A 17,412-nucleotide genomic window follows, 5' to 3' on the forward strand; every position below is an offset into this window, starting at 1 on the left:
ATGCCCTCCACTTCATCTGATTTGTAGCAAGATTTTTCATGAAATCTGCCCAGCACCCTTGAGTGAAGCAAAGTGGAAGTGAACAATGTTCTCTTTCGCATTTCCTTCGAGACTGGCCATGAAAACCCGTTCCCGCCTGCTTGCCTGGCTGCCGGCTGCATTGCTCGGCCCGTTGCTGGCGCTGTGCAGCACCTTGGCGCTGGCCGAGTCCCCCGCCGAGGCTGCCAAAGCACAGCACCTGCTGGACTACATTGGCGCCGACTACCCGCCGACCGTGCAGGACGGCAAGGTGATCGACGAGGGCGAATACCGCGAGCAACAGGAGTTCAGCGCGGTATTGGCTGACCTGGTCAAAGGCCTGCCCGCAAATACTGAACAAGCGGCTTTGGAGCAGGGCGTCCAGGCGCTGCGCCAGGCCATCGACCAGCGTCAGGAAGGTACCGCGGTCGCCAAGCAGGCCCGGCAGCTGGGTGCGCGACTGGCGGTGGCCTACGAGGTCAGCCAGGCTCCGGTGATTACCCCGGACCCCGCCCGCGGCGCTGCGCTGTACGCACAGAACTGCTCGATCTGCCACGGCGACACCGGCGCCGGCGATGGCCCGGCTGGCGTGGGCCTGGAGCCTGCACCCGCCAACCTGCGTGATGCCTCACGCCTGGACCAGTTGAGCCTGTTCGACCTCTACAACACGCTGGCCCTGGGTATCGACGGCACCGAAATGCCGTCGTTTGCCGACCAGCTGGACGACCGCCAGCGCTGGGACGTGGCCGCGTACATCGCCAGCTTCACCGCCAAGCCGGAAGCGGGCAAGGGTGACAAGACCTGGAACCTCGCCGACCTGGCTCGCCAGACGCCGGCCGAAGTCGCCGCCAACGAAGGCACTGCGGCCGTCGAGGCATTCCGTGCCCAGCGTGCCCAACCGCCGCAAGTAAAGCGCGGCCCGGCGCAATTGCTCGAATACACGGCCAGCACACTGGACAAGAGCCTGGCGGCCTACCGCGCAGGCGACCACGATCAGGCTTATGACCTGTCGGTGGCGGCCTACCTGGAGGGTTTCGAGCTGGTGGAAAGCTCGCTGGACAACATCGACACCCAGGCGCGCAAGGACACCGAAAAAACGTTGATGGCCTACCGCCAGTCCTTGCAGGACGGCTTGCCCGTGGCCCAGGCCGAACAGCGTCTGGCCGACGCCAAAACCAAGCTCGAGCAGGCGGCCGAGCTGCTGGGCAGCGATGGCCTGAGCTGGACGCTGAGCTATATCTCCGGTTTGCTGATCCTGCTGCGTGAAGGCCTCGAGGCGATTCTGGTGCTGGCGGCGATCCTGGCCTTCCTGCGCAATACCGGGCAGCAGTCGGCAGTGCGTAGCGTCAACACTGGTTGGGGCCTGGCGCTGGTTGCCGGCTTCGCCACCTGGGCGCTGGCGGCCTATGTGATCGATGTGGGGGGCGCTCAGCGCGAGCTCCTGGAAGGCTGCACAGCACTGTTCGCTGCTGTGATGGTGCTATGGCTGGGTGTGTGGATGCATGACCGCCGCCACGCCGCCGCCTGGAAGGACTACATCAAGAGCAGCCTGGTCAGCGGTGGCGGGCGCTTCGGCTTTGCTGTGCTGGCATTCTTCTCGGTATACCGCGAATTGTTCGAAGTGATCCTGTTCTACGAGACCCTGTGGCTGCAGGCAGGCCCTGCCGGGCATCAGGCGGTGCTGGCGGGTGGCGCGACGGCATTGTTGCTGCTGGTGGGCCTGGCCTGGGTGATTCTGCGGGGCTCGGCCAAGTTGCCGCTATCGCTGTTCTTCAGCATCAACGCCGCACTGCTGTGCGCGCTGTCGGTAGTATTCGCCGGGCATGGCGTGAAGGCGCTGCAAGAGGCCGGTGTGCTGGGCACACGGCCAGTGGCGTTCTTTGAGTTCGACTGGCTGGGGATTCATGCCGATGCCTACTCGCTGTCGGCGCAAGCGGTGGCCTTGCTGGCCATCGTGTTCCTTTACGGCCGCTCGTGGCTGGCGGAAAAGCGCAGTACTGCGGCCAACTGACTGGAGCCTGCGCGGTCCTGCAGGGACCGCGCAAGGTCTCAGATCTTGCGCAAGCCTGATGCTCAGGCCGGCTGTGGCGCCTTGAGAATGTTCTGTAGCAATTGGACACTTTCAACGGCGTCATGACCCAGGCTGGTCAGGTAGCCGCCATCCGGCTGATCGGTCAGCCCCTTCTCATGCAGGCGTTGCGCAGCCGCGATCAGGGCAGGGGATGCGGTGCTGGTTATCTTGATGCCTTCCTGGCTGCTGTCGTGTTTGAACAGCGCGAGTACTTCCATTTCGTCGATCAAATCGGGGGTAAAAGGCATGGCGACTCCTGACTTCCAGACAAGGATTGCGGCACTTTCTACGGTGCCTGATCTTCGAGTGTAGCCGGGTTATTCGTCGTCGCCTTGATCCATCTCAGGCGGCAGCTCCGGCAGTGCCCGCAGAGCGTTCTCATACCACTCGCCGTTGAACGCACGGTCCTCTACCAGCATGTTGTCGATCTCGAAGGCCAGCACATGGGCCATCAGGTTCAGAATGTCTTCACGCTCATAGCCGACCAGCGTCAGCTTGTTGAAAGTGGCCTTTGCTGCAGGCGGCTCGCCGCTTTCGATCTGGTTTTCGATGGCCTGGGTCAGCGTTGCCTCGGCGAAGGCTTCGTCGTCGTCATTGTCGATGTCGGTGGGCTCGCTCATCGCGGTACTCCTAGGATGGGATGCAACAGTGTGCCATGCCTATGGCGGCAATGCCCGGGCATTGACGGGGTGCATGACGCTGGTCAGGGGCAGGTGTTCAGTCTATAAAGGCCACGCCAACCCCTTACGGCCTGGAGGCTGTTTCGTCATGCTCAAGCTTTATGGATTCTCGGTCAGCAACTACTACAACATGGTCAAGCTGGCCCTGCTCGAAAAAGGCCTGCCTTTCGAAGAAGTCACCTTCTATGGCGGCCAGGCGCCAAAGGCGCTGGAAGTGAGCCCGCGGGGCAAGGTGCCGGTGCTTGAAACCGAGCATGGCTTCCTCAGCGAAACCAGTGTGATCCTCGACTATATCGAGCAGACCCAAGGCGGCAAGGCGCTGCTGCCAGCCGACCCGTTCGGCCAAGCCAAGGTGCGGGAGCTGCTCAAGGAAATCGAGTTGTACATCGAGCTGCCTGCGCGTACCTGTTATGCCGAGTCGTTCTTTGGCATGTCGGTCGACCCGCTGATCAAAGAGAAAGCGCGTGCGGACCTGCTGGCCGGGTTTGCCACGCTCAAGCGCAACGGGCGCTTTGCCCCCTATGTTGCGGGCGAGCAACTGACGCTGGCAGACCTGATGTTCTGCTTCTCGGTCGACCTGGCCAACGCGGTGGGCAAGAAGGTGCTGAACATCGACTTCCTGGCGGACTTCCCGCAGGCCAAGGCGTTGCTGCAACTGATGGGGGAGAACCCGCACATGCCGCGGATCTTGGCGGACAAGGAAGCGTCGATGCCGGCCTTCATGGAGATGATCCGCAGCGGCAAGCGCTAGGATCTGTGTTGGGTCATTCGCGGGTAAACCCGCCCCTACAGGTACAACCGTTGTAGGAGCGGGTTTACCCGCGAACGAGGGCGAAGGCCTCGCCCCGGGAGTTAGCGAGACGCCAACAGGGCCTTGCCACGAACCACGGCAGCACGCACCTGCGCCGGCGCCGTACCACCAATGTGGTCACGCGCATTCACCGAGCCTTCCAGAGTCAGCACGGCAAACACGTCCTGCTCGATCTGGTCGCTGAACTGGCGCAGTTCGTCCAGGCTCATCTCGGCCAGGTCCTTGCCAGTGTCCACACCATACTTCACCGCGTGGCCAACGATCTCGTGGCAGTCACGGAACGGCAGGCCACGGCGAACCAGGTAGTCGGCCAGGTCGGTCGCGGTGGAGAAGCCGCGCAGGGCCGCTTCACGCATGATGGCGTGCTTGGGCTTGATCGCCGGGATCATGTCAGCGAAGGCCCGCAGCGAGTCGCGCAGTGTATCGGCGGCGTCGAACAGCGGTTCCTTGTCTTCCTGGTTGTCCTTGTTGTAGGCCAGTGGTTGGCCTTTCATCAGGGTCAGCAGGCCGGTCAGGGCGCCGAACACGCGGCCGCTCTTGCCACGTACCAGCTCTGGCACGTCCGGGTTCTTTTTCTGCGGCATGATCGAGCTGCCGGTGCAGAAGCGGTCCGGAAGGTCGATGAACTGGAACTGCGCGCTGGTCCACAGCACCAGCTCTTCGGAGAAGCGCGAAAGGTGCATCATCGCCACGCTGGCAGCGGCGCAGAATTCGATGGCGAAATCACGGTCCGACACGCCATCCAGCGAGTTGCCGGCCACGGCTTCAAAGCCCAGCAGCTTGCAGGTCAGTTCACGGTCGATCGGGTAGGTGGTGCCGGCCAGCGCGGCGCTGCCCAGTGGCATGCGGTTGGTGCGCTTGCGGCAGTCGACCAGGCGCTCATAGTCGCGGCTGAGCATTTCGAACCACGCCAGCAGGTGGTGGCCAAAGGTGACCGGCTGCGCCGTCTGCAGGTGGGTGAAACCAGGCATGATGGTTTCGGCTTCACGCTCTGCCTGCTCCAGCAGGCCCTGCTGCAGGCGGGTGATTTCGCCCAGGATCAGGTCGATTTCGTCGCGCAGCCAAAGGCGGATGTCGGTGGCCACCTGGTCGTTGCGGCTACGGCCGGTGTGCAGCTTCTTGCCGGTGATGCCGATGCGGTCGGTCAGGCGTGCTTCGATGTTCATGTGCACGTCTTCAAGGTCGACACGCCAGTCGAAGTTGCCGGCTTCAATCTCGCCCTGGATGGTTTTCAGGCCATCGATGATGGTGTCGCGCTCGGCATCACTGAGCACGCCGACCTGCGCCAGCATGGTGGCATGGGCAATCGAACCCATGATGTCGTGACGGTACAGGCGCTTGTCGAAATCTACCGAGGCGGTGAAACGGGCGACGAAGGCGTCGACGGGCTCACTGAAGCGGCCGCCCCAGGACTGATTGGTCTTGTCGGTGCTCATGGATTCACTCATTGCAGGCGTGAACGAAAAAGTGGCGTCGATGATAGCAGGGTTGGGCTGGCTGCCGCAGGGCGCCGGTCGAGAGAAATGCCCGGAAAATCGCATAGAAGGATTTCAAGGAATGAACGGCAGTGTTCCACGGACCGTCTACAGTTGGACAAAGGACTGGCAGTGAATCTGCCGGGCCGAGTGAATCTTTGGCCATCGCACCGGTCTAGAGCGTGACCGCAGTGTCGCTCGAACCACACCTGTCTACGCTATACCTGTGCGAGACTCATTCAGGAATCCAGCGCAATTATGAATGTCCTGATCGTTGATGACGAACCCCAAGGCCGTGAACGCCTCAGCCGGCTGCTCGGCGAACTGGAGGGTTACACTGTGCTGGAGCCCAGCGCCACCAACGGCGATGAGGCCTTGGCGCTGATTGAAAGCCTCAAGCCCGATGTGGTCCTGCTGGACATCGGCATGCCAGGCCTGGATGGCCTGCAGGTTGCCGCTCGCCTGTGCGAACGCGAGGCGCCGCCGGCGGTGGTGTTTTGCTCCGGGGATGATGAATACGGTGCAGAGGCATTCAAGGACAGTACCCTCAGCCATGTGACCAAGCCCTTCCAGGCCCAGGCCTTGCGCGATGCCTTGCGCAAGGCCGAAAAACCCAACCGCGCCCAATTGGCGGCGCTTACCCGGCCGGCCAATGAAGGCGGCGGCCCTCGCAGCCATATAAGTGCCCGCACGCGTAAAGGCATCGAACTGATCCCTTTATCCCAGGTGATCTATTTCATTGCCGACCACAAGTATGTGACCTTGCGTCACGAAACCGGGGAGGTGCTGCTTGACGAGCCACTCAAAGCCCTGGAAGACGAATTCGGCGAACGCTTCGTGCGCATCCATCGCAATGCGTTGGTCGCCCGCGAGCGCATCGAACGCTTGCAGCGCACCCCGCTGGGGCACTTTCAGCTGTATCTGAAAGGCCTGGACGGCGATGCCTTGACCGTCAGCCGTCGCCATGTGGCCGGTGTGCGCAAGATGATGCAGACCCTCTGAGGCCCTTGGACTCGGGCCGCTCCTGCACCTGACTGTGTGTGGCCTGTTGATCCGTATCTGCAAGCGATACCGGCGATGCTGTTATGATCGGCGGTATTTCTCTGGATCGGGGCGTTTCATGTCCACTCGCGAAATCCGCATTGCCACCCGTAAAAGTGCTTTGGCCCTGTGGCAGGCCGAATACGTCAAGGCCCGCCTCGAGCAGGCCCACACCGGTCTGCAGGTGACCCTGGTGCCCATGGTCAGCCGCGGTGACAAGTTGCTTGACGCGCCGCTGGCAAAAATCGGCGGCAAGGGGCTGTTCGTCAAGGAACTGGAAACCGCGCTGTTGGACAACGAAGCCGACATCGCCGTGCACTCGATGAAAGACGTGCCCATGGACTTCCCCGAGGGCCTGGGCCTGTACTGCATCTGCGAGCGTGAAGACCCGCGTGATGCCTTCGTTTCCAATACCTTTGACAGCCTCGAAGCGCTGCCCGCCGGCAGTATCGTCGGTACCTCAAGCCTGCGCCGTCAGGCCCAGTTACTGGCGCGCCGCCCGGACCTGCAAATCCGTTTTCTGCGCGGCAACGTCAACACCCGCCTGGCGAAGCTGGATGCCGGCGAGTACGACGCCATCATCCTCGCCGCGGCGGGCCTGATCCGTCTGGGCTTCGAGGACCGCATCACCTCCACCATCAGCGTCGATGACAGCCTGCCGGCAGGTGGTCAGGGCGCGGTGGGCATCGAGTGCCGCAGTGCCGACGTTGAGATCCATGCACTGCTGGCGCCACTGCACCATGTCGACACCGCTGACCGGGTGATCGCCGAGCGCGCGCTGAACAAACGCCTGAATGGTGGCTGCCAAGTGCCGATCGCCTGCTACGCGGTACTTGAAGGTGACCAGCTGTGGCTGCGCGGCCTGGTCGGCCAGCCTAGCGGCGGGACCTTGCTGGTGGCCGATGCCCGTGCACCCCGTGCCGCTGCCGAGGCCCTGGGCGTACAGGTGGCCGAAGACCTGCTGGGGCAGGGCGCCGAGGCCATTCTGAAGGAAGTCTACGGCGAGGCCGGTCACCCGTGAGCCAATGGCGCCTGTTGCTGACCCGGCCTGCCGAGGACTGCGCGGCGCTGGCGCAAAGCCTGGCGGCAGCGGGAGTGGGCAGCAGTTGCCTGCCACTGCTGGAAATTGAACCTATTACCGTGCAAGCCCCACAGCGACTGTCGCTGGAGGGCTTGCATGACTTCCAGGCGATCATTGTGGTCAGCAAGCCGGCCGCCCGGCTGTTGCTTGAGCATCTGGCCGAGACCAGCATCCAGCCTCCGCAGCGAGGCTGGTTCACCGTAGGTGAGGCAACCGCTGGGGTGCTGCAGGGTGCAGGGCTGGAGGTAAGCTTTCCGCCGCGTGGCGATGACAGCGAAGCCTTGCTGGCATTGCCGGCCCTGCGCCAGGCACTTACCGAGCCGGCACCGCGTGTCTTGATCGTTCGCGGCGTCGGAGGTCGCGAACTGCTGGCAGAGCGTCTTGCAGAGCAAGGTGCTAGTGTCGAATATCTGGAACTGTATCGTCGCTGCCTGCCAGCCTACCCGGCGGGTACGCTGATGCGCCGCATTGAAGCGGAACGCCTCAATGGCCTGGTGGTCAGCAGTGGGCAGGGTTTTGAACATTTGCAGCAGATGGCCGGTGCCGATTGGCTGCGGCTGGCCCAGTTGCCGCTGTTCGTGCCCAGCCCGCGGGTCGCCGAGCAGGCCAAGGCCGCCGGGGCCCAACAGGTTGTGGATTGCCGTGGCGCCAGTGCCACGGCCTTGCTGGCAGCCGTGCAGCGTAGCGCTGCACCTGCCTCTTAAGGCGCTAAGCTGAATGCGGTGCGCCCCCATGCAAAGGATGGATACGTGAGCGAGACTGTCTTGTCCAATAACGATCAACCGTCGGCACAGGCGCCTGCGGAACCCGTTACCACCCCACCTGCCAAGCGCTCCGGCAGTGGCCTGGCAGCGTTGGCCTTGCTGCTGGGTGCGGCCGGGGTGGCGGTAGGTGGCTGGGGTGTCTGGCAGGTGCGTCAACTGCAGGGCAGTGAGTTCAACCAGGGCCAGCACATCGAGGCGCTGACCCAGCGCGCCGAGGCGTTGCAGCAACGTGAACAGCAGATCAGTGCGCAACTGGCCAGTCTGCCAGCCGCCAGCGAGCTGGAAGACCGCCGGCGTTTGGTAGCCCAACTGCAGGGCGACCAGCAGCGGCTCAGTCAGCGCCTGGAAACCGTGCTGGGAGAAAGCCGCAAAGAGTGGCGCCTGGCCGAAGCCGAGCACCTCCTGCGCTTGGCTACCCTGCGCCTTTCCGCGTTGCAGGACATCACCAGTGCCAAAGCCTTGGTCGAAGGCGCCGACGAGATCCTGCGCGAGCAGAGCGACCCGGGTGCCTTCGCCGCCCGCGAGCAACTGGCACGCAGCCTGGCCACGCTCAACAGCACTCAGCAACCGGACCGCACAGGCCTGTTCTTGAAGCTGGCTGCGCAGCGTGAGCTGGTACAGCAGTTGAGCGCCCAGTCCCCCGAGTTTGACAGTAACGCCGATGCGCTTGGCGCCCTGACCGCCGACGGTGATGGTGCCAGCAGGCTGTCGCAGTGGTGGGCAGAAATATCCAAGTACTTCCAGATCGACTTCAACGCTGATGAAAACGTGCGTCCGTTGCTGGCCGGGCAGCAACTGAACCAGCTGCGCCTGGCCCTGAGCCTGACTATCGAGCAGGCCCAGTGGGCGGCGCTCAATGGTGATGCCAAGGTTTACACGCAGGCGCTGGACGACGCCCGCAGCGTACTGCTGGCCAACTTCAATGCAGACAACCCGCAAAGCAAGGCCATGCTCGACAGCCTCAATGCGTTGGCCGATCAGCCGGTGTCGGTGGTTACCCCTGACCTTAGTGAAAGCCTGGCGGCAGTGCAGGCCTATATTCAGCGCCGTCACCTGCCGGCCGAGGCTGAAGGGGGCAAGCCATGAAGCGTGTCTACCTGTTGGCCGTGCTTGCGATCGTGGTTGCTGCGGCACTGGGCATCGCGGTCGCCAAGCACAGCGGCTATGTACTGATTTCCTATGGTGGCTTCCGTTATCAGTCGGGGCTGTGGGCAGCCTTGGCGGGTATTTTGGCGGTCGTCCTGCTGCTGTGGTTGCTGCGCTATCTGGTCGGCCTGGTGCTGACTTCCAGTGGTGTGGTCAACCCGTGGTCACGGCGTAACCGCAGCCGACGTATCCGCCTGGCGATCGAACAGGGCCAGCTTGATCTTGCCGAAGGCCGCTGGGCCAGTGCCCAACGGCACTTGCACCGTGCCGCCGAGGCTGAGCGCCAACCGTTGCTGTACTACCTTGGTGCCGCGCGTGCTGCCAACGAGCAAGGTCGTACCGAAGACAGCGACAACCTGCTGGAGCGTGCCCTGGAGCGCCAGCCGCAAGCGGAGCTGGCCATTGCCCTGACCCATGCCCAGTTGCAAATGGACCGTGGCGAAAACGATGGGGCCCTGGAAACCCTGCTGGCCATGCAGGAACGCCACCCGCACAACGGCCAGGTGCTGCGCTTGCTGCAACGCCTTTACGTGGAGCGCGGCGACTGGTCTGCACTGATCCGCCTGATGCCCGACCTGCGCAAGGGTAAAGTGCTGCCCGCCGCCGAGCTGGCTGCTCTGGAACAACGCGCCTGGGGCCAGAACCTGAGCCTGGCGACCACCCGTGGCGAAGATGCGCACAGTGCACGCCAATCCTTGGAGCGTGCCTGGCAGCAGTTGACCGCAGCCCAGCGCCAGGAGCCGCAACTGGTGCTGGCGTACGCCGAGCAATTGCGCCAGGTAGGTGCCCAGAACGAGGCCGAACAGGTGCTGCGCACGGCCCTCAAGCGCGACTACGAAAGCCACCTGGCCCGTCTTTACGGCCTGGTGCGTGGTGATGACCCGGCGCGTCAGCTGCAAACCGCTGAAGGTTGGCTCAAGGCTCACCCGCAAGACGCCAGCCTGCTGCTGACCCTGGGCCGTCTAAGCCTGCAAAACCGCTTGTGGGGCAAGGCGCGTGACTACCTGGAAAGCAGCCTGCGCATGGAGCGCAACCCCGAGGCCTGTGCAGAGCTGGCCCGCCTGCTCGCGGGGCTGGGCGAGACCGAGCGCAGCAACCAGCTGTTCCAGGAGGGCCTTGGCCTGCTGGACGAGCGCCTGCTGGCGCTGCCTTTGCCAGAAGGCGTACGCGCCTGACCTACCCCAAGGCCCGCGCAAAGGTGCGGGCTTTGGGGGCAGGTAATTTATCTTTCGCTGTCAGTTTGATCTGAAGTCCATTTCTTCCGTCGCCTCCTACGGCGTATCTGGAAATTTCCTACGCGATTCAGTGACTTGTCGTTGCTGTCGTGCCTTGAAACAAAGCGTGTCTTTCCTCTACCGTTTCAAGCCACTACTTCTTCCCCGGGACCTTCACCGCCCATGCTGCCGGCCCGTTTGCGCACCTTTTTTCTTCCTGCCTGCCTGGTTGCACTGGCGGTACTGGTTGCGTCTTTCCGTCTGGAAAACACAGTGGGGCTGATGCCGTGCCCGTTGTGCCTCAGCCAACGGTTGCTGCTTGGCGTGTACGCGCTGCTGTGCTTCGCAGCCGTGCTGCAGGCGCCGGGCACGCGGGGCATCCTTCGTTATGCTCGCCTGGTGCTGGGCTGCTCGCTGGCCGGCGCATTGCTGGCAGCACGGCATGTCTGGTTGCAGGGGGCTGAGGGGGTCAATGAGGTATGCCCGGTGCCGATCGGGCGAGTGTTCGAGCAATCCTGGGGTGAGGCGGCACGGCAACTGTTGCTGGGTGGCCCGGATTGTCGTTCGCTTGCCTGGAGCTTTCTCGATCTGACACTGCCGGAATGGAGCCTGTTAGCCTTCCTGCTGCTGGCGGTGGTGCCCTTGAGTTGCCTGCTGGCGTATCGTTTCCGCACCCTGGCAAGAACATGACCTGGCGCAAGGTTGTGCCATTAGCGCGACCAATGGTGATGTAACAGGGTATTAAACACTTGTATGAACTTTGTGTGCTGCGTACCTTGAAGGGCAGCACGCGCGGGAATAATCTCCCAGCACGCATACCGGAAAAACAACTGCTCGATGCCGTCCTGCTGATGTCACCTTTGTGCTGCGCGGTCGTGGTGCGAGGTGCAGCGGCATCTACCCAGAAGGGAAGAGATCGCCATGCTCGATAGTTGTCAGAACGCCCAGGAACGCTGGGGTGGGGTTCACAAGCTGATCGACCGTTGGCTGGAGGAGCGCCAGGAACTGGTGCAGGCTTTTCGCGCCCTGCGCGATGTGAGGCCAGCCTTCGCCGACAAGGACACCAACGGGGACTTTTGCGCCCTTCTGGTCGACTACGTTTCGGCGTGGCACTTCGAAGTCTGCGAGCAACTGGTCAGCGAGGCCAAGGCGTTCGGAGACAAGAAGGCGCTGAAGCTGGCCGAAGAGATCAACCCACGGATCAACGACAGTACTCAGATCGCACTGGCCTTCAATGACCATTGCACCAAGGGGGAGTGCAAGGACACCGAACGCTTTGCCGAGAAGCTGGCCAAATTGGGCGGGTTGTTGCATGAGCGCTTCGAGCTTGAAGACTGCCTGATCGAAGTGCTGCACAACGCACACAAAGAAGAGGGTGCAGTGCAGGCCTGAGGTTGGCGTCAGTCGCCAACCGCCAGCAGTTCGATCTCGAATACCAAGGGGGTGTAGGGTGCAATCAGGTCTCCCGCCCCCTCGGCGCCATAGGCTTGCGCTGAAGGAATTACCAGGCGCCACTTGGCGCCGGTGTGCATTTTCGGCAAGGCGACCTGCCAGCCTTCGATAACCGAATCCAGGTTGAACCATTGGGGGGTCTGGTTTTGGTCGAATACTGAGCCATCCGGCAATCTGCCCACATAGCGCACCTGCACTTTGCCGCCCGCTTTTGGCTGTGCACCCGTGCCTGCCTGCAATTCGCTGTACAGCACACCTTCCGTTAGTTCGTGCACCCCATAACGCCCACGTTCATTAGCCATGAAACGCGTTTCGGCGGCCTGCAGCTTTTGCACAGCGGCGTCGCCTTCCTGGGCTTCATGCTGCTGCAGCACCGCGTGCATGCGTGCCTTGTCGAGTTTCAGGGGTTGCCCCTGATAAGACTGCTTCAGGCCTTCGACCAGTGCATCCAGCTGCAAGCCCGGCATCTCCTGGCGCAGGCGTTCACCCAGGCTGGCACCCAGGCTGTAGGCCAAATCGTGTTCGTCGTTGTCGGCCAAGGCGAGCGGTGCCATCAGGCATAAACCCAAAACAAGATATCGAGGCAACGCCTGACTCCCAAATACCAGCAATGATTAATTCAGCAACTACACTTTCACGCAGCTGCAAGATAACAACTTTGCCCAGGCATGCAACGCGGCGTAAACATTACGGTCAACATGCCCTAGCGGCGGTAGCAGCAGAAGCATAGTATGAGCCGCAATCTCGTCAGCCAGGAGGTAAACCATGTCGGCCAAAAAGAAGCCAGTAAGTACGCCGTTACACCTGCTCCAGCAACTTTCGGGCAGCTTGCTCGAACACTTGGAAGAGGCCTGCTCGCAAGCGCTGGCTGATGCGGAAAAACTGCTGGCGAAGTTGGAAAAGCAGCGTGGCAAGGCGCAGGAAAAACTGCACAACGGTCGCCTGAAACTGCAAGACGCGGCCAAGGCAGGTAAAGCCAAGGCGCAAAGCAAGGCGCAAAAAGCCATCGGTGAACTTGAAGAACTGCTCGAGTCTCTAAAGGAACGTCAAACCCAGACTCGCTCTTACATTCAGCAACTCAAACGCGATGCTCAGGACAGCCTCAAGCTGGCTCAGGGTGTAGGCAAGGTACGCGAAGCTGCAGCCAAGGCCCTTGATCTGCGTGCGGCTAAACCCACCAAGCCCGCTGCTGCCAAGCCTGCGGCCAAACCAGCTGCCAAGGCGACCGCTGCCGCCAAGCCTGCGGCCAAACCAGCCGCCAGGGCGACCGCTGCTGCCAAGCCTGCGGCCAAACCAGCTGCCAAGGCGACCGCTGCCGCCAAGCCTGCGGCCAAACCAGCCGCCAGGGCGACCGCTGCCGCCAAGCCTGCGGCCAAACCAGCTGCCAAGGCGACCGCTGCCGCCAAGCCTGCGGCCAAACCAGCCGCCAGGGCGACCGCTGCCGCCAAGCCTGCGGCCAAACCAGCTGCCAAGGCGACCGCTGCCGCCAAGCCTGCAGCCAAACCAGCTGCCAAGGCGACCGCTGCCGCCAAGCCTGCAGCCAAACCGGCTGCCAGGGCGACCGCTGCCGCCAAGCCTGCGGCCAAACCGGCTGCCAAGGCGACCGCTGCTGCCAAGCCTGCAGCCAAACCGGCTGCTAAGGCGACCGCTGCTGCCAAGCCTGCAGCCAAACCTGCGGCCAAGCCAGCTGCCAAAGCCCCTGCTGCCAAGCCGGCCGCAAAACCAGCTGCCGCCAAGGCACCTGCACGCACGGCCGCCAAACCCGCTGCTAAGCCTGCTGAAGCCAAGCCCGCTACACCACCGGCGGCCACAACCAACTCGGTGAGCCCGCCTGCTGCTGCACCGTCGGCACCTGTGAGTACTCCGGCTCAGGCACCTTCGGCGTCCTGAAGCGCAGCCGCTGCGACGCGCAACTGAACTAGCGCGTCATGATGCAGAGCCTGGTCCGGTGCCAGCCGGGCCAGCCAGTCGTCCGCGGGCTCATGGGAGCCCACGGGCCACTGTTGTGAGCGTTCCTGCAAGCGCTCCAGCAAGGCTTTTTCAGCCCGCAACTCCAACCCCTTCACCTGCTCACGTAATGCCGCCAGTTGTGTATCACCCGATGCTGTGGCTCGCCATTGCTGGCGCAGGCTGCGTAGCGGAGTGACCACGTCACGCTGCCAGGGCTCGGCAAGTTCTTGCAGTGCTTGCGCGCGTTCGCCCAGTACGGCCACACCACGTGCTTGCAGCCAGGTCGCGCACAGCAGCAGGCAGACATCGCCACCCAGTGCCTGCAATTCAAGGCAGGCGGCTTCCACGCCGGGCCTGGCATACAGGGCCAGGGCGTAATTCCACAGGTCGGTGTGCATGGTTCCACTCGCGCTATGGGCCGAGGAAGCTGGTAGACTCCGCGACCATCATGATCAGACTATCCAACCTCACTTTACAGCGTGGTCCGCAGCGCTTGCTAGAAGGCGCCGAGATGACCCTGCACGCCGGTCACAAGGCCGGCCTGATCGGCGCCAACGGCGCCGGAAAATCCAGCCTGTTCGCCTTGCTGCGTGGTGAGCTGTCGCCCGATGCCGGTGACTGCCAACTGCCCGGCGACTGGCGCATCGCCCACATGCGCCAAGAGGTCGACACCCTCGACCGCCTGGCTGTGGACTATGTGCTTGACGGCGACGTGCGCCTGCGCAAGGTCCAGGCCGAACTGGCCGCGGCCGAGCACGCCCACGACGGCACCGCCCTGGCGCGCCTGCACAGTGAGCTGGAAAGCGCCGACGGCTATACCGCCGATGCCCGTGCGCGCAAGTTGCTGGCTGGGCTGGGCTTCACCAACGAACAGATGGACCGCCGTGTCGGCGATTTCTCTGGTGGCTGGCGGATGCGCCTGAACCTGGCCCAGGCACTGATGTGCCCGTCCGACCTGTTGCTGCTCGACGAGCCCACCAACCACCTCGACCTCGACGCGATCCTGTGGCTGGAAGACTGGCTCAAGGGCTACCCCGGCACGTTGTTGCTGATCTCCCACGACCGTGACTTCCTCGATGCCGTGGTCGACCATGTGCTGCACGTCGAGCAACGCAAGCTCAACTTGTACAAAGGCGGCTACACCGCCTTTGAGCGCACCCGTGCCGAGCGCCTGGCGCAGCAGCAGCAGGCCTACGAGAAGCAGCAGGCGCAGCGCGCGCACATGGAGAAGTACATTGCCCGCTTCAAGGCGCAAGCCACCAAGGCCCGCCAGGCGCAAAGCCGAATCAAGGCCCTGGAGCGCATGGAAGAGCTGTCGGCGGCGCATGTCGATTCGCCGTTCGACTTTGTCTTCCGTGAATCGCAGAAAATTTCCAGCCCATTGCTGAGCCTTTCCGAAGGTAGCCTGGGTTATGGCGACAAGGCCATCCTCGACAAGGTCAAACTGCAGCTCACCCCAGGCGCTCGTATTGGTCTGCTTGGGCCCAACGGCGCCGGCAAGTCGACCCTGATCAAGAACCTTGCAGGTGAGCTGGAGCCGTTGTCGGGCCGTCTGGTTCGTGGCGAGAACCTGGCTGTAGGCTACTTTGCTCAGCACCAGTTGGACTCGCTGGACGACAAGGCCAGCCCGCTGCTGCACCTGCAGCGCATCGCCCCTACCGAGCGTGAGCAGACGCTGCGCGACTTCCTCGGCGGCTTCGACTTCCACGGTGCCCGCTGCGACGAGCCAGTGGTTAACTTCTCCGGTGGCGAAAAGGCTCGCCTGGCACTTGCGCTGATTGCCTGGGAGCGGCCAAACCTGCTGCTGCTTGACGAACCGACCAACCACCTGGACCTGGAAATGCGTCTGGCACTGACCATGGCCTTGCAGGAGTTTGCCGGTGCAGTGGTGGTGGTGTCCCACGACCGTCATTTGCTCAAGAGCACCACGGACGACTTCCTGCTGGTGGCCGACGGCAAGGTCGACACCTTCGACGGTGACCTGGAGGACTACAGCCGCTGGCTGGTCGAGTACCGCCAGCGCAGTGCGCCGGCCAGTACTGCACCGGCCAACCCGGACAAGACCGACAAGAAAGCCCAGCGCCAGGCTGCCGCAGCCTTGCGTCAGCAGTTGGCACCGCACAAGAAGGCTGCCGACAAGCTGGAAACCGAGCTCAACCAGGTGCACGCGCAATTGGCCGAGATCGAGACCGCGCTGGGTGATGGTGGCCTTTACGAGGCGGCGCGCAAGGACGAGTTGCGCGACCTGCTGGCGCGCCAGACCAAGCTCAAGCAACGCGAAGGCGAGCTGGAAGAGGCCTGGATGGAAGCGCTGGAAACCCTAGAAAGCATGCAGGCCGAACTCGAGGCGTTGTCCTGATGGAGGAACTGCGTTCGCTGCTGCCAGGGCAATGGATGGACACCTTCTGGCTGGGTTTGCAGATCCTCTTGATCCTGGCCGCGGCGTTCGTCCTGCAGCGCATCATTGCTCGCGGGTTGAGCCGCCTGGGCCAGCGTTACCCGTTGCCGCCGGAGTTGCTGGTGCCTGTGCGCGGTGGGCTGCGCTGGCTGATCATGGGCAGCGCGCTGCTGTTCGTGCTGGAGCGCATGGGTGTTTCGGCGACCGTGTTGTGGACAGCACTTTCCGGCTTCGTAGCGGTAGCGGCGGTGGCCTTCTTCGCCATGTGGAGCGTGCTGTCCAACCTGTTGTGCGCGGTGTTGATCTTCACGGTCGGGCCGTTTCGCATCGGCGATGTGGTCGAGCTGGTCGACACCCTCGACAAGCCAGGCGTGAAAGGCCGGGTGATCGCTATCAACCTGCTGTTTACCACCCTGCTGGAAGTGCCCGAAGCGGGCGGGGCGCTGGTGCAGGTGCCCAATAGTCAGTTCTTCCAGAAGTCGGTGCGGCGCTGGCGCGGGGCCGAGGTACAGGCCCTGCACAAAGAAACAGCTGCCGAAGCGGACTGAGCCTGCACTGGCCCCACAAATCCATCAGAAATCACTGGTTATTTTTTCGCCAAAACCTTAGCTTAACGTTTTGCAACAAATGTTCGAGCGAGGTGTGTGATGTCGATGGAAGTATGGTTAGGCTTTTTTGCCGCCTGCTGGGTGATCAGCCTTTCACCCGGTGCCGGGGCGATTGCCTCGATGTCCAGCGGCCTGCAATACGGCTTCTGGCGTGGTTACTGGAACGCCCTGGGCCTGCAGCTGGGCCTGATCATGCAGATCGCCATCATCGCCGCCGGCGTCGGTGCCGTCCTGGCCGCCTCGGCCACGGCGTTCCAGGTCATCAAGTGGTTTGGCGTCGCCTACCTTGTGTACCTGGCCTACAAGCAGTGGCGTGCCCTGCCGATGGACATGAGCGATGAATCAGGCGTGCGCCTGATCGGCAAGCCGCTGAGTCTGGTGTTCCGTGGTTTTCTGGTCAACATCAGCAACCCCAAGGCGCTGGTGTTCATGCTGGCGGTGCTGCCGCAGTTTCTCAATCCCCATGCGCCGCTGCTGCCGCAATATGTGGCGATCACCGTGACCATGGTCACTGTCGACCTGCTGGTGATGGCGGGGTACACCGGGTTGGCTTCGCATGTGTTGCGCATGTTGCGCACGCCCAAACAGCAAAAGCGTTTGAACCGCACCTTTGCCGGGTTGTTCATTGGTGCAGCCACCTTCCTGGCGACCTTGCGCCGCGCGCCGGTCTGACAGACCGCATACAGGCCATTCGCGGGCAAAC

At 62.9% G+C, this 17,412-nt stretch carries 18 protein-coding genes; 13 read left to right on the forward strand and 5 right to left on the reverse strand.

The genetic code is table 11. The features are described from left to right. Nucleotides 1-85: 85 nt before the first annotated feature. Nucleotides 86-2,029, forward strand: a complete 1,944-nt coding sequence (locus tag ACZ889_RS04760; RefSeq protein ID WP_180689014.1) for an FTR1 family protein — start codon at nucleotides 86-88, stop codon at nucleotides 2,027-2,029. Between the two features lie 62 nt (nucleotides 2,030-2,091). Here the strand turns inward: ACZ889_RS04760 and ACZ889_RS04765 are convergent, their stop codons facing one another. Beyond that, the gene (locus tag ACZ889_RS04765) at nucleotides 2,092-2,337 is read right to left on the reverse strand and encodes a TIGR02647 family protein (protein WP_003255900.1); all 246 of its coding nucleotides are present in this window, start codon (nucleotides 2,335-2,337) and stop codon (nucleotides 2,092-2,094) included. 69 nt (nucleotides 2,338-2,406) lie between these two features. Then, nucleotides 2,407-2,709: a hypothetical protein gene (locus ACZ889_RS04770; protein WP_010951568.1), complete on the reverse strand. Its 303-nt coding sequence runs from the start codon at nucleotides 2,707-2,709 to the stop codon at nucleotides 2,407-2,409. A 148-nt stretch (nucleotides 2,710-2,857) separates the two neighbouring features. On the opposite strand from ACZ889_RS04770, the gene ACZ889_RS04775 reads away from it, so the two are divergent. After that, nucleotides 2,858-3,520, forward strand: a complete 663-nt coding sequence (locus ACZ889_RS04775) for a glutathione S-transferase (protein ID WP_476257206.1) — start codon at nucleotides 2,858-2,860, stop codon at nucleotides 3,518-3,520. 101 nt (nucleotides 3,521-3,621) lie between these two features. Here ACZ889_RS04775 and argH read toward each other — a convergent pair whose 3' ends face one another. Continuing rightward, entirely contained in the window at nucleotides 3,622-5,016 is a 1,395-nt protein-coding gene (argH, locus tag ACZ889_RS04780; RefSeq protein WP_003255897.1) for an argininosuccinate lyase, read from the reverse strand. 297 nt (nucleotides 5,017-5,313) lie between these two features. Here argH and ACZ889_RS04785 point away from each other — a divergent pair, with 297 nt between their 5' ends. The 7 genes from ACZ889_RS04785 to ACZ889_RS04815 all read left to right on the forward strand — a co-directional run bounded on the left by ACZ889_RS04785 (nucleotide 5,314) and on the right by ACZ889_RS04815 (nucleotide 11,693). Next, a complete protein-coding gene (locus ACZ889_RS04785) occupies nucleotides 5,314-6,057 on the forward strand; it encodes a LytR/AlgR family response regulator transcription factor (RefSeq protein WP_003255896.1) in 744 nt (247 codons plus the stop codon). 118 nt (nucleotides 6,058-6,175) lie between these two features. Then, complete coding sequence (gene hemC, locus ACZ889_RS04790) at nucleotides 6,176-7,117, forward strand: hydroxymethylbilane synthase (protein ID WP_003255895.1); 942 nt, start codon at nucleotides 6,176-6,178, stop codon at nucleotides 7,115-7,117. Continuing rightward, on the forward strand, nucleotides 7,114-7,881 hold the full coding sequence (locus tag ACZ889_RS04795; RefSeq protein WP_003255894.1) for a uroporphyrinogen-III synthase: 768 nt from the start codon (nucleotides 7,114-7,116) through the stop codon (nucleotides 7,879-7,881). Before hemC ends, ACZ889_RS04795 begins: the two co-directional genes overlap by 4 nt. Nucleotides 7,882-7,926: 45 nt before the next feature. Further along, nucleotides 7,927-9,027, forward strand: a complete 1,101-nt coding sequence (locus ACZ889_RS04800) for a uroporphyrinogen-III C-methyltransferase (protein WP_003255892.1) — start codon at nucleotides 7,927-7,929, stop codon at nucleotides 9,025-9,027. Then, nucleotides 9,024-10,262, forward strand: coding sequence for a heme biosynthesis protein HemY (locus tag ACZ889_RS04805; protein WP_230064770.1), 1,239 nt, complete (start codon nucleotides 9,024-9,026; stop codon nucleotides 10,260-10,262). The genes ACZ889_RS04800 and ACZ889_RS04805 overlap by 4 nt, the downstream gene beginning before the upstream one ends. A gap of 222 nt (nucleotides 10,263-10,484) precedes the next feature. Then, nucleotides 10,485-10,991 carry a disulfide bond formation protein B gene (locus ACZ889_RS04810; protein WP_004576400.1) on the forward strand — a complete coding sequence of 169 codons (507 nt, stop codon included), beginning with the start codon at nucleotides 10,485-10,487 and terminating at the stop codon, nucleotides 10,989-10,991. Nucleotides 10,992-11,222: 231 nt separating this feature from the next. Then, the gene (locus tag ACZ889_RS04815; protein ID WP_003255887.1) at nucleotides 11,223-11,693 is read left to right on the forward strand and encodes an Rsd/AlgQ family anti-sigma factor; all 471 of its coding nucleotides are present in this window, start codon (nucleotides 11,223-11,225) and stop codon (nucleotides 11,691-11,693) included. Nucleotides 11,694-11,701: 8 nt separating this feature from the next. Here the strand turns inward: ACZ889_RS04815 and ACZ889_RS04820 are convergent, their stop codons facing one another. Beyond that, on the reverse strand, nucleotides 11,702-12,340 hold the full coding sequence (locus ACZ889_RS04820) for an FKBP-type peptidyl-prolyl cis-trans isomerase (protein WP_003255886.1): 639 nt from the start codon (nucleotides 12,338-12,340) through the stop codon (nucleotides 11,702-11,704). Between the two features lie 178 nt (nucleotides 12,341-12,518). Between ACZ889_RS04820 and ACZ889_RS04825 the strand changes: the two genes are divergently transcribed. Continuing rightward, nucleotides 12,519-13,643, forward strand: coding sequence for an AlgP family protein (locus tag ACZ889_RS04825; protein ID WP_476257207.1), 1,125 nt, complete (start codon nucleotides 12,519-12,521; stop codon nucleotides 13,641-13,643). Here ACZ889_RS04825 and ACZ889_RS04830 read toward each other — a convergent pair. After that, nucleotides 13,622-14,101: a TIGR02444 family protein gene (locus ACZ889_RS04830; RefSeq protein ID WP_476257208.1), complete on the reverse strand. Its 480-nt coding sequence runs from the start codon at nucleotides 14,099-14,101 to the stop codon at nucleotides 13,622-13,624. The genes ACZ889_RS04825 and ACZ889_RS04830 overlap by 22 nt on opposite strands. Before the next feature lie 50 nt (nucleotides 14,102-14,151). Between ACZ889_RS04830 and ACZ889_RS04835 the strand changes: the two genes are divergently transcribed. The 3 genes from ACZ889_RS04835 (at nucleotide 14,152) to ACZ889_RS04845 (ending at nucleotide 17,381) form a co-directional block, all read left to right on the forward strand. After that, a complete protein-coding gene (locus ACZ889_RS04835; protein ID WP_100774345.1) occupies nucleotides 14,152-16,062 on the forward strand; it encodes an ATP-binding cassette domain-containing protein in 1,911 nt (636 codons plus the stop codon). After that, complete coding sequence (locus tag ACZ889_RS04840) at nucleotides 16,062-16,649, forward strand: mechanosensitive ion channel family protein (protein WP_003255880.1); 588 nt, start codon at nucleotides 16,062-16,064, stop codon at nucleotides 16,647-16,649. Before ACZ889_RS04835 ends, ACZ889_RS04840 begins: the two co-directional genes overlap by 1 nt. A 99-nt stretch (nucleotides 16,650-16,748) precedes the next feature. Further along, nucleotides 16,749-17,381: a LysE family transporter gene (locus ACZ889_RS04845; RefSeq protein ID WP_476257209.1), complete on the forward strand. Its 633-nt coding sequence runs from the start codon at nucleotides 16,749-16,751 to the stop codon at nucleotides 17,379-17,381. Nucleotides 17,382-17,412: the final 31 nt, after the last annotated feature.

The organism is Pseudomonas sp. TE3895, from assembly GCF_056278855.1.